Origin of the sequence: Mesorhizobium sp. M0870 (assembly GCF_040319775.1) — a bacterium.
Taxonomy (GTDB): domain Bacteria; phylum Pseudomonadota; class Alphaproteobacteria; order Rhizobiales; family Rhizobiaceae; genus Mesorhizobium.
In genome coordinates this window covers 1-12,703 of record NZ_JAMYOI010000037.1, presented here as the reverse complement: position 1 = coordinate 12,703, position 12,703 = coordinate 1, and the positions used below count along the sequence as shown (strand labels likewise).

The 12,703-nt window shown below is 62.6% G+C and carries 12 protein-coding genes; 10 read left to right on the top strand and 2 right to left on the bottom strand.

Translation table 11 applies throughout. The features are described from left to right. Nucleotides 1-118: 118 nt before the first annotated feature. The 8 genes from NKH97_RS29395 to rlxS all read left to right on the top strand — a co-directional run bounded on the left by NKH97_RS29395 (nucleotide 119) and on the right by rlxS (nucleotide 6,375). Nucleotides 119-1,081, top strand: a complete 963-nt coding sequence (locus NKH97_RS29395; protein ID WP_352799346.1) for an ArdC family protein — start codon at nucleotides 119-121, stop codon at nucleotides 1,079-1,081. After that, nucleotides 1,078-1,272, top strand: a complete 195-nt coding sequence (locus tag NKH97_RS29390) for a hypothetical protein (RefSeq protein WP_155930546.1) — start codon at nucleotides 1,078-1,080, stop codon at nucleotides 1,270-1,272. The genes NKH97_RS29395 and NKH97_RS29390 overlap by 4 nt, the downstream gene beginning before the upstream one ends. 157 nt (nucleotides 1,273-1,429) lie before the next feature. Then, entirely contained in the window at nucleotides 1,430-1,579 is a 150-nt protein-coding gene (locus NKH97_RS29385) for a hypothetical protein (protein WP_352799344.1), read from the top strand. Nucleotides 1,580-2,235: 656 nt separating this feature from the next. Then, nucleotides 2,236-2,559, top strand: a complete 324-nt coding sequence (locus tag NKH97_RS29380; RefSeq protein ID WP_023735798.1) for a DUF736 domain-containing protein — start codon at nucleotides 2,236-2,238, stop codon at nucleotides 2,557-2,559. Nucleotides 2,560-2,728: 169 nt separating this feature from the next. Continuing rightward, nucleotides 2,729-2,998, top strand: a complete 270-nt coding sequence (locus NKH97_RS29375; protein ID WP_023740428.1) for a helix-turn-helix transcriptional regulator — start codon at nucleotides 2,729-2,731, stop codon at nucleotides 2,996-2,998. Next, nucleotides 2,995-3,543: a conjugative transfer signal peptidase TraF gene (traF, locus tag NKH97_RS29370; protein ID WP_352799341.1), complete on the top strand. Its 549-nt coding sequence runs from the start codon at nucleotides 2,995-2,997 to the stop codon at nucleotides 3,541-3,543. Before NKH97_RS29375 ends, traF begins: the two co-directional genes overlap by 4 nt. Continuing rightward, on the top strand, nucleotides 3,531-4,217 hold the full coding sequence (locus tag NKH97_RS29365; protein WP_352487489.1) for a lytic transglycosylase domain-containing protein: 687 nt from the start codon (nucleotides 3,531-3,533) through the stop codon (nucleotides 4,215-4,217). The genes traF and NKH97_RS29365 overlap by 13 nt, the downstream gene beginning before the upstream one ends. A gap of 187 nt (nucleotides 4,218-4,404) precedes the next feature. Then, the gene (gene rlxS, locus NKH97_RS29360) at nucleotides 4,405-6,375 is read left to right on the top strand and encodes a relaxase/mobilization nuclease RlxS (protein WP_352799339.1); all 1,971 of its coding nucleotides are present in this window, start codon (nucleotides 4,405-4,407) and stop codon (nucleotides 6,373-6,375) included. A gap of 726 nt (nucleotides 6,376-7,101) precedes the next feature. Here rlxS and NKH97_RS29355 read toward each other — a convergent pair. Both NKH97_RS29355 and NKH97_RS29350 read right to left on the bottom strand, forming a co-directional pair. Beyond that, a complete protein-coding gene (locus NKH97_RS29355; RefSeq protein ID WP_023809301.1) occupies nucleotides 7,102-8,748 on the bottom strand; it encodes an MFS transporter in 1,647 nt (548 codons plus the stop codon). Nucleotides 8,749-9,295: 547 nt separating this feature from the next. Next, the gene (locus NKH97_RS29350) at nucleotides 9,296-10,441 is read right to left on the bottom strand and encodes a trans-sulfuration enzyme family protein (RefSeq protein ID WP_023740430.1); all 1,146 of its coding nucleotides are present in this window, start codon (nucleotides 10,439-10,441) and stop codon (nucleotides 9,296-9,298) included. An 89-nt stretch (nucleotides 10,442-10,530) separates the two neighbouring features. Here NKH97_RS29350 and NKH97_RS29345 point away from each other — a divergent pair, with 89 nt between their 5' ends. Both NKH97_RS29345 and NKH97_RS29340 read left to right on the top strand, forming a co-directional pair. Beyond that, nucleotides 10,531-11,175: a helix-turn-helix domain-containing protein gene (locus NKH97_RS29345; protein ID WP_352799337.1), complete on the top strand. Its 645-nt coding sequence runs from the start codon at nucleotides 10,531-10,533 to the stop codon at nucleotides 11,173-11,175. Between the two features lie 49 nt (nucleotides 11,176-11,224). Next, the gene (locus NKH97_RS29340) at nucleotides 11,225-11,863 is read left to right on the top strand and encodes an FMN-binding negative transcriptional regulator (protein WP_352799335.1); all 639 of its coding nucleotides are present in this window, start codon (nucleotides 11,225-11,227) and stop codon (nucleotides 11,861-11,863) included. The last annotated feature ends 840 nt before the right edge of the window (nucleotides 11,864-12,703 follow it).

Genomic DNA, 12,703 nt, shown 5'->3' with positions numbered 1-12,703 from the left:
CTCTTCGTTCCGGTCCTTCGGATGCGGTCCGCCTACTGGGCGGGCCCTTCCGGTCGCGACTCGCCGCCCACCCCGCTTCCGGGGAAAGGCGCGGCGATTGGTGAGCGGAGGATAACACATGCGTGCAAACAGCAAGCGTACCACCAGCGGAGAGGCTGGCGCAGGCAAGGGCAGGCGCCCGGGCGCCAGCCTCTATCAGGAGATCACCGACCGCATCATTGCCGAGCTGGAGCGCGGTACCGTGCCATGGGTCAAGCCATGGGGCAGCGCAAAAGCAGGCCTCGGCCTGCCGAGGAATGCGTCCACGGGGCGCAGCTATTCCGGCATCAATATCCTCATCCTGTGGGGCGCCGTCATCGAGCGCAGCTATCCCAGCCAGAATTGGCTGACCTTCCGGCAGGCGCTTGCCCTGGGCGGCAATGTCAGGAAAGGCGAGCGCGGCACGACCATCGTGCATGCCGACCGCTTTGTCCCCAAGGACGAGAAGGAGCGCGCACGCCACGAGGGCGATGCACCACAGGCCGTGCCTTTTCTGAAGCGCTTCACCGTCTTCAATGTCGCGCAGTGCGACAATCTTCCGGAACCCCTCCATGCCCCCGCCGAGCCGCTGCCTCAGTGCGAGATCGTGCCGCAGGCCGAAACCCTGATTCGCGCCAGCGGTGCGGATTTCAGGGTCGGCGGCGATCGCGCTTTCTACATGCCGGGCAGCGACCACATTCAGGTGCCGCCGCAGCCGGCGTTCCATCAGCAGATCGACTATTACCGGACCTGCTTTCACGAGCTTGGCCACTGGACCGGCCACCCGACGCGGCTTGCTCGCGACCTCTCCGGCTCCTTCGGCTCCAAGGCTTACGCGCGTGAAGAATTGGTCGCCGAAATCACTGCCGCCTTCGTCTGCAGCAATCTCGGCATCGAGCCGACCGTGCGTCACGCCGATTACATCGGCTCATGGCTGAAGGTGCTGCGCGAGGACAACCGCTCCATTTTCCGTGCCGCCAGCCTCGCTTCGAAGGCCGCCGATTTCCTGCTTGGCCTTCAGGCCGATGCGGAAGGCGAGGCGCAAGAAGGGCCTGCGGCATGACGATGCCCGATGCTCAACTGGCCACGACCGAGCCGACGCCGGATAGCGAGGAGATGCCCATTCCCGACGGCGCCCGGGACTCACCCGCCCCGATGCAGAACTATGCCGATCTGCATCGCCAAGGTGCGCCCCGGGTCGCAGCGCGCAGCCAACGAGACGGTGACTGCCATCCTTGCCGGCTGCAAGGCTGACGCCGCATTCGGCAAATGCGGCACAAGCTATTGGCCTGCCCGGTGGTGGCCAGCGGCAATCGCGACCCCTTGCTGCCGCCGGCATGTTCGCGCGCAAGGTGGGCGCTCGGCGACGATAATCTCGTGCGCGTCGTGGGCATATGGTGGCAACCGGACGATGCCTTTCGATCGCTTGCGCGACGAGGAAATCGCCGATTCGATGCTCACCGAGATCGGCTTCAAGCATGTCGCCGACAGCAATTTCGCCTGGAAGGTCGAGTCCCAAACCGAGACTACCCTGGCGTCGAGAATGGCCGCTTCAGGTTGAGACCTGGCTGCCGCGCTGGGTGAAATTCCCGGCCGAAAGCTACACCAGCCGCGAGGCTTCCTATTCGCCGATCTGTGCGCAAGGAAGCAGTCGCTGTTCGTGCGCGAATAGTCGATCACGGCCCGAGCGGCGTTTTCTCGAGTACTGCCGCTGAGGACGCGCGCGCCGCTCCGGGCCGCGCCGGCTCCGATTGATCGTCTTGCCGAGCCAGTGCCGCGTGCGATAAATTCCAACGCCAATTCGCCCCCATTTCGGCAGCCCCGCACCGCCCCGGATTGCTTGCTGAGGCGCCAGGCGCATGGCGCCAATTGTACATCCGATTGCCGAGAGAGCCCGCGCCGCCGGCCCCCCGCATATTGCCGCCTGCTCGTTGTGCCCCCGATCGCGCAACCTGTCTCCATTGTGTCTCAGGGACCATTCCCCTGCGCCTGGCTTGACGACCTATGGGCGGATCCGGCCGGCCCGAAACCCTCGCCGGCAGCTTTTTTCCCCGCCGCCTGCGGCGGCTTCCTCGCGCCGCTTCGCTTCAAAAAAACTCCCCGCTCGGGTCCTCCGCTATCGCTGCGGCCGTGCCGGTTCCGGCGGTCCGGACGCGCCCATCACGGTCCGCCATCGCAGGGGAATGGTCCCCTGCGAGCACCAAGAGGAGACTGAAAATGACCGCAATCGGATACGTCACCAAACAGGAAAACGGCGGCTACAAGGGCCAGCTCAAGACGCTCAGCGTCCGCGCCGACATCGACATCGTGCCCAATCAGGCAAAGAGCGCCGACACCCATCCGGACTACCGGGTGCTGACGCAAGGGGTCGAAGTGGGTGCGGCCTGGATCCGCACCGGCGAGACCTCCGGCAAGGACTATGTGAGCCTGTCGATTGCGGCCCCCGAGTTTGGCCCGCGCAAGCTCTACGCCAATCTGGGCCGCGCCGCCGGCCAGGATGACGACGACACTTACGCCATCATCTGGAACCCGGTCGACTGACCGGCCGACCCGCAAAGCCCTGCGCCGCCAACCGGCGCAGGGCCTCTCTCAGGACCCGTGAGGCCGCCGAAGGGGCGGCGAAAACTCGCCCCCCACTCTTCGCCCGTCCCCAAAACGATCTCGCTCGCCGATCCTCGCCTCGCTTGCCCGTAACGAACCGAGGATCATCATGGACGACGAAAACGAACGCGCAGCCCGCGCCAAGAAGGGCAGTCCGTTTCTCAACACCGCGCAGGCGGCCTTCTATATCGGGCTGTCCCAGCGCACGCTGGAGAAGATGCGCCTCAAAGGCGGTGGCCCACAATTCCGCAAGCACGGCCGTTATGTCCGCTATCACATCGACGAACTCGACGACTGGTCGAAGGGGCACGCGCCGGAGACCGCGCCCGAGGATGGCGCGCACGAATCCGGCTCGGCCGGTGAGGGAGGCCGCTCATGAGCCGGCGTCCCACCATCCGTCTGATCGGCAGCCATCTGCGGCGCATTCGAGCCCGCAAGACGATCGTCGTTGCCACAATCGGCCTTGGCCTGATCGGCTTCGCCGCCTTCGGCAAACCATCGCCCTGGCTGGTCTGGAACGCCTCGGCGAGTGCGCCGGTCGGCCTCTATCGCGTCGCATCCAGATCGCCCGCTCGTGGTGATCTCGTACTCGTCCGCCCACCAAGACCGGTCGCCGATCTCGCCGCCGAACGCTTCTATCTCCCCAGCAACGTGCCGCTGATCAAGCGCCTTGCGGCGCTGCCCGGCGAGCATGTCTGCACCTTCGGCGACGCCATCATCATCGGCGGCGAGATAGCCGCGCGCCGGCTTGCCACCGACACGCAGCACCGTCCGCTGCCTTGGTGGAATGCATGCCGAACACTCGCCGCCGACGAGGTTTTCCTGCTCGGCAGCGATAAAGATCGCTCGTTCGACAGCCGCTATTTCGGGCCGGTGCCGACCGAAAACATCATCGGGAGGCTCGTGCCGCTATGGACCGAGTGACCCTCCTTATGCTGAGCATGGCGTGTCTCGCACCATGCTCCTGTTCCGCCGCGACCAACACGAAGCCGGTCGTCATCTCCCATAGTCCGCAGCTTGCAAGATGGCAGCCCTTCGTAGCCGAAGCAAGCCGGCGTTTCAGCATTCCACAGACCTGGATTTATGCCGTCATGGATGCCGAAAGCCGGGGGCAGACGACGCTCAATGGGCGGCCGGTCACGTCGAGCGCCGGCGCCATTGGCCTCATGCAGGTGATGCCAGGCACCTACGAGGAGTTGCGCGCAGAGCTTGGCCTGGGAGCCGCCCCGCACGACCCTCGCGACAACATTCTGGCAGGCACTGCCTATCTGCGCGCCATGTATGACCGCTTCGGATTTCCAGGCCTGTTTGCAGCCTATAACGCCGGGCCGGAGCGCTACGAGCAGCATTTGCAGCGCGGGCGACCGCTGCCTAGCGAGACGGTTTCGTATCTGGAAGAGATCAAGGCGGCGGGCATTTCGGCCGCCGATATGGACGCGCTCACCGGCAAATCCCATTCCAAAAGCGCGCCGGGAATCCCGTCCGGGCAGTCGCTGTTTTTTCTCCGAAACGGTGTTTCCGTGACCGGCCCGAATGGCCAACTCCTGGTGCCGCTCGGATCGGAGCGAGCAAGATCAGGCCGGCCGGATCGCAGGTGAGGGCAGCGGCTACCGTGGTCCGGGCGGGGGCCAGGGGGGCAGGTGCGCGGAAGGCAAGATAAAGGCAGCGCCTCCTGGAGACGGCGAAGTGTTTGTCTGCACATCGTTTTCCCAGGAGGTTGCCTCCGAGTCCAGGAGGGTCTGGCGGGCAAGCCTCTGAAATTGCTGCTGGCTCATCGGAGGCCGCATGCAGGATAACGAATTCACGCCGAAGCTCGGCAAAATTGGCTCGCGCGGCTCGAAGGCGGGCAAACGCTACGCTGGCCAGGTGCAGGCCGCGGTCAACCGAGCAGGCGGCAGGAGCGGACGCGGCAGCCGCTTCATCGGAAGCCGGGTGGGGCGCGGCGGGGCCGCTGCCGCCGTTCTTAGAGCGCGCGACCGCCACGCGGCGTTTCGGCAGCGGCGCGCAGTCGTCAAGGCACGCATCGTCAAGCTGGCCGGCAAGGGAGTCGACGGGGCTCGTGCGCACCTCCGCTACCTCCAGCGCGACGGCGTCACCCGGGAAAGCGAGCGTGGCGAGCTCTACGCTGCCGACAATGACCGCGCGGACGGCAGGGCCTTTCTCGATCGCGCGAACGGTGACCGTCATCAGTTCCGCTTCATCGTCGCCCCTGAAGACGGTATCGAGTATGATGACCTGAAGCCGCTCACCCGGCGCCTCATGGCGCAAATGGAAGAAGACCTCGGCACCAGGCTAGACTGGGTGGCCGTCGACCATTTCAACACCGGCCATCCCCACACCCACATCATCGTGCGCGGCAGGGACAATCACGGCGAAAACCTCGTCATAGCGCGGGACTACATCTCCTCTGGCTTGCGCGAGCGCGCAGCCGAACTGGTTAGCCTCGACCTTGGCCCGCGCACCGACCGCGAGATCGAGCAGCGCTTGCGCCAGGAGATGGATCAGGAACGCTTCACCAGCATCGACCGGCAGCTGATGCGCATGCGCGACGATGAGGGGTGTGTCTCACCGGCCAGCCGAGACACCTTTCGCCAGACGCTGCACCAGGGCCGCCTGCGCAAGCTCGAGCGGATGGGCCTCGCCGAGGAGATGCCTGCGGGTCGCTGGCGCCTGGAGGATGAGCTCGAAGCCACGCTACGCCGCATCGGCGCGCGCGGCGACATCGTCAAGACCATCCATCGCGAGCTGACCGGCAAGGGGCTCGTCCGCAGTGCCGCCGACCATCTTATCCACGATCGATCCGACGGGTCGGCTCAAACCGTGGTCGGACGTGTCGTCGGGCGCGGGCTGGCCGACGAAATCACTGACCGCCATTACCTCGTCGTCGACGGCGTGGACGGCAAAAGCCACTATTTTGATATCGGCAAAGGCGAGGCCACCCAACCGACACCAGAGGGCTGCATAGTGCGGGTCAAGCCGAGGGACACCGGGCCAAGAAAAGTCGACCGCACAATTGCCGGCATCGCGACGGTCAACGACGGGCGCTACAGCATCGATATACATCTCAAGCATGACCCCTCGGCCACCGAACGCTTTGCCGAAACGCACGTGCGGCGACTGGAGGCGATCCGCCGTGCGACCGGTGGCGTCGAGCGCGAGCCGGACGGCACATGGACAGTCGCGCCCGACCATCTCAACCGCGTCGCGGATTACGAGCGTCAGCGAGCGAGGGCCCAGCCTGTTGTCGTTGACAAGCTCTCATCAATGCCGCTGGAGAGCCAAGTAGGCTTCGACGGCGCCACCTGGATCGACCAGGAGCTGGTATCAGCCCACCCTGAGTCCTTGCGCGACTCTGGCTTCGGTCGCGAAGTACGTCAGGTCCAGGCCCGCCGACAGCAGTGGCTGATCGCGCAAGGTCTTGCCCATGATGCGCAGGATCGGGTCATCTATCGCGCCAACATGCTTTCAATGCTGCGCCAACGAGAGCTGAACCGTGTTGCCAGTCAGCTCTCGGACGAACTCGGGCTCTCGTATTCTGAAGCGCGGCATGGCAATCGAATAGACGGAACGCTGCGCCGCTGCGTCGAGCTCGCCGGCGGAAAATACGGTGTCATCGAGAAATCGCGCGAGTTCACGCTGGTGCCTTGGCGGCCGGTGCTTGAGCATCATATCGGTAAGGAGGTGTCTGGCGTGGTGCGCGCCGAGGGGATTTCCTGGACGATCGGACGCCAGAGGAGCGGGCCCGGCGTTTCGTGAACTGGCTACAATTTATTTGTCCGCGTTGAAACACATACTCAGCCCAGACGGAGTTCCTCCGCCTGCTGCTTGCTCGCAGCATTCATTGGGCGGAGAGTCAGTGTTCTGCATTTTGTAGTTCGCTCTGTCAAAAAGCGCTGGGAATATGCATCATGTTCTGCGTTGACACGGAAGGCGCGCCGACAGGTGCTGCGGATCGGCTCCCGATGGGCTGCCAGCTAGAAAGGTGGGCTGACTCGTGACAGCGAAAGGGGCTCTGGCGGCCGCGGTACGGCGACGCGAGTTCTGGCATCGAGGATGAAGCCGCACTTCCCTCATTCTACTCGCAGGACCGGCAGACGCGGCGGTCGCCCGTGCGAGCAACCATGCTGTTGGCCCTGGCGTGAACTGGCAGTCCGTCCCGGGGGGACTTTGTAACGGAGAAAACTAGGCGGAAAGAGGCGCGCGCCCGTCTCCCCAGCAACCCGCCTTGCGGATTCCTTCTCTGCCCGCTTCGCAGACGGGGATACCCTCCGCCCCCTTGCTATTCGTTGCCCGCCGCTATGCAAAGGACAGGCGACCTGAATCCGTGCTCAAGCCGATCTGGCGGCAGAGAGGGGGGTCTCGGGCGGAACATGGGACCCGTGATGGACATAATTGCCACGCGAATCCTCATGCTCGCCTAACCGGCCGGAACGATTTGCAATAGCTCGTTCCGTGTCCAAGCCCAGACAAGTCTTGGTTTTCTCACGGGCGCGATACAAAAGGCACAGGCTGGACTTGGCTGCCGGGGGCGGGGCTTGTCGACCGCTCGATTGAAAGTGAGATGCGAGGCGGAGAATCACCCATGTGCAGAGCGGCAAGGCGCTCGCCTATGTCCCTGTCATTCACCGTTAGTCGATGGTTTAGACGAAGATAGTCCGTCCATGTCGGCGTGCGGAATGTCTCGGTCCAAAGCGTCGACTTCTGAAGGTCGCGCTGGAGGGTCCAGTCCCGCGCACCGGCGCGGCTCTGAACGCGCCGCCTTTCGCGCATGCAGCTCAGAAATTCATCGATACTCTCCTCGAGTATCGAGTACTCCATCTTGATCACGATCGGACCGCTCCTGGGCTTCAAAGGGAGGGCCAGTTCTGGTGGCCTGAAGTCGACGGCCGCTTGATCCGATTCCTCCCATAGCCGCACCGGCAATAGCTTTCCCACAGCCGCGACCAGCAACAGTGCCGCTGCAGCACCTTCCAAAGCCCACGTCAGCGAATAGTACTGCGCGACAGCACCCCAGATCCAGCTACCCGCTGCCATGCCGCCGTAGGTCAGGGCGTAATAGATGGACAGAGTGCGACCAACGACCCACCTTGGGCTTGCCAACTGCACACACACGTCGGTTCCGGTCCAGGTGACAACCCAGCCAGCGCCACCGATTGCAAGCGCGATCGCCGCCACAGCCACCGACGATGTGAGGGCCATCAAAAGGCAGCACGTTGCGCAAGCAACGGATGCGAGCGTGATCAATCGGTTCTGGGACGTGATGCGTCTCAAGTAGCTGCTGCCAATGCCGGCGATGAAGGCGCCTGTGCCGAAGCCGGCCAATAGCACGCCGTACACAATTGGCCCTCCCGCCAGTTGGTCGCGAACCAGGAGGGGGAGCAAAGCAAGGATCGAGATGCTTGATAGCCCGAACAGGGTTGCACGCACGATCGCCACTCTGATCTCTGAGGATATCGCCGTGAATCGCATGCCATCATGAATGGCCGTAGTCATCCGCTCGCGCGGAAGAGGCGAAGAGCGAACTTGCCACTGTGAGCGCAAAACAGCGCTCAACGGGACCAGGTCACTTAGCGCAGCGAGGGCGAAAGCCGTAAGGGGGCCCAGCAAAGCTAAGATTACACCGCCCAGCGCCGGTCCTATGCTCCGAACCACGTTGTACCCCACCGACATCAGCGTCACTGCAGCGGGTATGTCGCGCTTTTCCAGGATATCGCCGACCGAGGCGTGCCAGGCTGGATCGTTCAAGGCAAAGCCGCATCCGGCCAAGAAACTCAGTCCCAGGATCAGCCATGGACTAGCAAAGCCCAGTCCCACAGAGAGTGCCAGCGCCGTGGATGCCAGTGCGATCAGGCAGTGTCCGGCAAGCATCACGCCACGGCGGCTGAAGCTGTCTGCAATGGCTCCAGCAAGGATCGACAAGAAGAACGCGGGCAGTGTCGATGCAGCCTGTACGAGCGCAACCATCAGATCGGAGGCTGAAATCGTGGCCATGAGCCAGCTTATAGCCACGCTCTGCACCAGCCAGCCAAGGCTGGATATCTGCGTGGCTGTCCAGATAGAACGAAAGACCGGGTTGTGAAGAGGGATCAGTGTGTTTGCCGCAAAGCGCGGAGGATCTTGACGCCGCATCACTTCTCGCCTCCACTGGGTGTCGTTCTTCCGCTCATTTGCTTGCAGCGGTGCGGCTCTGTGCACTGACTGCGTCACAACGAAGTTCCGAGATCGCGCTCGCAACAAGGACAATGTGGCATCCACGGTGCTGATGCGCGTTGAGGTACCAACCTGGCCGTTAGCTGATGGGTCCCGCAGCCCGCTTGGTGCGGTCAGTTCTGCCCTGCGACTCTTGGCTTTGGACGGTGCTAGCGCCCCGATGGCCGGCTTGTCAAACTGCCGTAGTGCCAGCACATCCATCCCATCTGTTGACCGCGATCTCCGACGAGGTTGAGCATCAGCAGGTCAACGGCAAAATCTGGGTATTTCCGCTTCCGGTCGGGCGCGTGGCCATCGTCCAGAAACCCGAAGACGTTCATCACCCATGCGACCACGCGCCCGAGACGATGCGACACGGCGGTAGCGGTTCACCAGAGGACGTGCGTTCTACTCAGCAGGAACATTGTTCTGCCGATCGTCGGCTGCGCCAGCCGCCACATAAAGCGGCGCCAGAGTCTTGCACCCGTCATTGGACTCCCGCTTTGCAGGTTTCGCCTAGGGCCTGCATCAGGTCATCGATAATGTCCTGAGGATGTTCAAGCCCTACAGAAATTCGCAGCAATCCACCTGGCGCTTTGGACTTCGCACCTTCAACGGATGCGCGATGCTCAATCAGAGAATGCGTCCCGCCAAGGCTTGTCGCCCGGACAACAATCTTCAGGCGGCCGGCCACGGCCATTGCAGCATCGGCTCCGCCCTCGACGATAAAAGATAGCATCGCTCCGTAATGGCTCATTTGCCGCGTAGCAAGATCGTGTCCCGGATCAGTTTGCAGACCAGGAAAGAGCACTTTTTCGACGCGGGGATGAGACGCCAGGGCCTCGGCCACTTTCTGGGCGCCTTCGCAATGGGCGCGCATGCGGACCGGCAATGTCTGCAGACCCCGCAACGCCAGCCAACAGTCGAAGGGCGCTGCGACGCTGCCCTTGTGTTTCTGGACCATCCGCAATGGGCGACCGAGGGGTGACGCGTTTGGGACAATGACGACACCGGCCATCAAATCCGAGTGGCCGCCAATGTACTTTGTCGCCGAGTGCATCACCGCGTCTGCCCCGATTTCGAGTGGCAGTTGAAGCACTGGGGTGGCCCACGTATTGTCCACCACCGCCAAGGCGTTTGCCTCGTGCGCGATTGCGCAGATGGCCGCAATGTCGACAACGCGGATCATCGGGTTTGACGGCGTCTCGATCCAGACGAGGCCAGTCCGCTTCGATGTCACCGCGGCGCGCAAAGCGTCCAAATCGCGCATGTCGACTGGGGCAAAGTCGAAGCGAGACCCAATGTCGGTCTCTTCGATCAGCGAACGAATGCCGAAATACATGTCATCCGGCAGAACGATCCGACCCGCCGACGGATGGCTCTCGAAAACTGCAGCGATTGCGGCCATGCCCGAAGCGAAGGCGATGCCGTCTTCCCCTCCCTCAAGCGTCGCCATGGCCGCCTCGAACGCATTGCGTGTAGGATTTCCATCCCTTGTGTATTCGAAGCCGGACGGAAATGACCCGTTGACACCGCGTTCGAACGTCGTGCTGGTGTGCAGCGGCATGGATACGGCCCCCGTGGACGCGTCGACCCCTCGGCCGCAGTGGATCGCCTTCGTCTCAAAACGCATCGGTTATTTCCTTCCTAACGGGCAGTTGCAATTTCGCCCCGGTCATTATACTGACCGCAATAGGTGAGCCGAGGTCCTAAGTCAATATAATGACCGATGTTACGACAGCCTTTGATGCCGAGCAGGTCCTTGGGCAAGCGATAGCGGCCCGGATCCGAGACTTGAGGCGTGACCAAAACCTGACCCTGGATCGACTGGCTAAACTAAGTGGCCTGTCCAAGGGAACCGTGGTCGCGCTGGAGCAGGGTAGGGCGAACCCCAGTATCGGCATACTGTGTCGGCTGGCGGCGGCGTTTTCGCTCTCGGTGGCCGATTTGTTGAACGAGCACCCTTCCACGGTGCGCCTTCCCATCGAGCGGACAGAGACCAGGAGGCTTTGGACGAGCGCCAAGGGAAGCTCTGCGCAACTGCATTCATCGACCTCGGGACGCACGATGTTCGAACTGTGGAGCTGGGTCATGATGCCGGGCGACGTGTTTTCCGCGGACGCTCATAGTCCGGATACGCGCGAGCTGATCTCGGTCAGTCAGGGTGCCCTGAGCGTTGTGGTAGGTGCCCATGTGGTAATTTTAAGCGAAGGCGAGAGTGCGCGGCTTGTCACTGACCAACCGCACTCATATGCGGCGGCATCTGATGTGCCCGCCCACTTCAAGATGGCGGTGCTTGAGCGTGGTGGACACCGAGATCCGGGGCACTCGTCGACGGCAGCGAAGATTCAGGGGCCCGTTCCGTAAGGCTCCGCCGATTACTAACAACCGCACATTCGCGACAGGAGATAAACCGTTGTTCGTTCCGCCTCATTTTGCCGTCCCTGATCAGAACGCCCTGTTCGAGCTTATTGACAAACACCCGCTCGGTATCCTCGTCACCCAAAGCAGAGGCACACTGGACGCGAACCACCTCCCCTTCGAGCTTGACCGCTCGAAGGGAGACAAGGGCGTTCTCAATTGCCATGTCGCTCGCAAGAACCCAGTCTGGGAGGAAGTCGCCAATGGCGATGAGGTTCTCGTAATCTTCCGTGCGGCCGACGCTTACATCTCGCCGAACTGGTATCCAAGCAAGCATGAATTCCACAAGCAGGTGCCGACGTGGAACTATCTCGTCGTCCATGCCCACGGACGCATCACTGTCCGGGATGATGAGCGGGATGTGCGCCGCAACGTGGCGAAGCTCACTCACAAGCAAGAAACCTCGCAGCCGGTCCCATGGAAGATGGACGACGCGCCGAAGGACTTCATCGACACGATGGTCAAGGCAATCGTCGCTCTGGAGATCGAGATCACCGGCCTGGTTGGAAAATCAAAACTCAGCCAGAACAAAGACTTGCGCGACATTCAGAACCCTGGTGAAATGCTGCGTGCCCAAGGGGCCATTGCGATGGGAGAAGCGATGCTCGCGGCTGCGACGGCCAAATCCCAATAGCATGTGTCTTGTCCCGACAAAGCCGCTGGTGCCGGCTTCCCGACGGGCCACCTAGCCCGCCTTAACGCACGGCAATAGCTTTTGACGGCCTGAAGCGAAGCTGTGGTCACCGTTGTGATACTTTTCCACGCGCCTGGTCAGGCGGCAGGATTGCTCCGTAGTGGCCGACGGGTTCGTTTCAGTCGCCTGCGCCCCGTTGTATGTCGGCGACCACCCGCTACCGGTCTTGAATGAGGCGCAATCGCACGCGTTTCGAAGCCACGTACCTTGGGCGGCAAGCTCGACCATGCACTCGACGCAGCTCCCAAGTGGCGGCGCCGTCAACGATCTCCTTGAACCTGCGGAACTTGCCTGAAAGCACTTCTCTTACGGGAGATGATTGGCTATGTCGCCGAACCGACTGATGGAGATGGTGGCGGGCGCCGCCGTAGCGATCAGACCCGCCTTGCAGCGCAATGGCTACCCGGGCCCGACCGGGAGATGCGGGCGGGACTGTGGAACTGCGGAGACGGAGCGGATCGGCATGGAGCCGTGACCGCTTGCGATCTGGCTCTGGAACGAGTTAACGAAGCGCGGACTTCCGATCGTGTCAAGCGCCGCCCTCTCGATGATGCCGAACAAATCGGGCCGCCACGAGCGGCGGGCCTTGCTCAGATCGGACGGACCGGATGGTTTAAGCAGGTTCGCACCAAGAGCCACGGCACCTGTGTCGTGCGGGTGCTGCTGTCGGCACGCGACCTTCTCGTCAGCCTAGATGTTTAGTCCCAAGGTTTGATGGGTTGGATGGAGCCTGAATCGTTCGGGCTCTTTTGTCCAGATTTTGCAGATGTATTCAAAGGG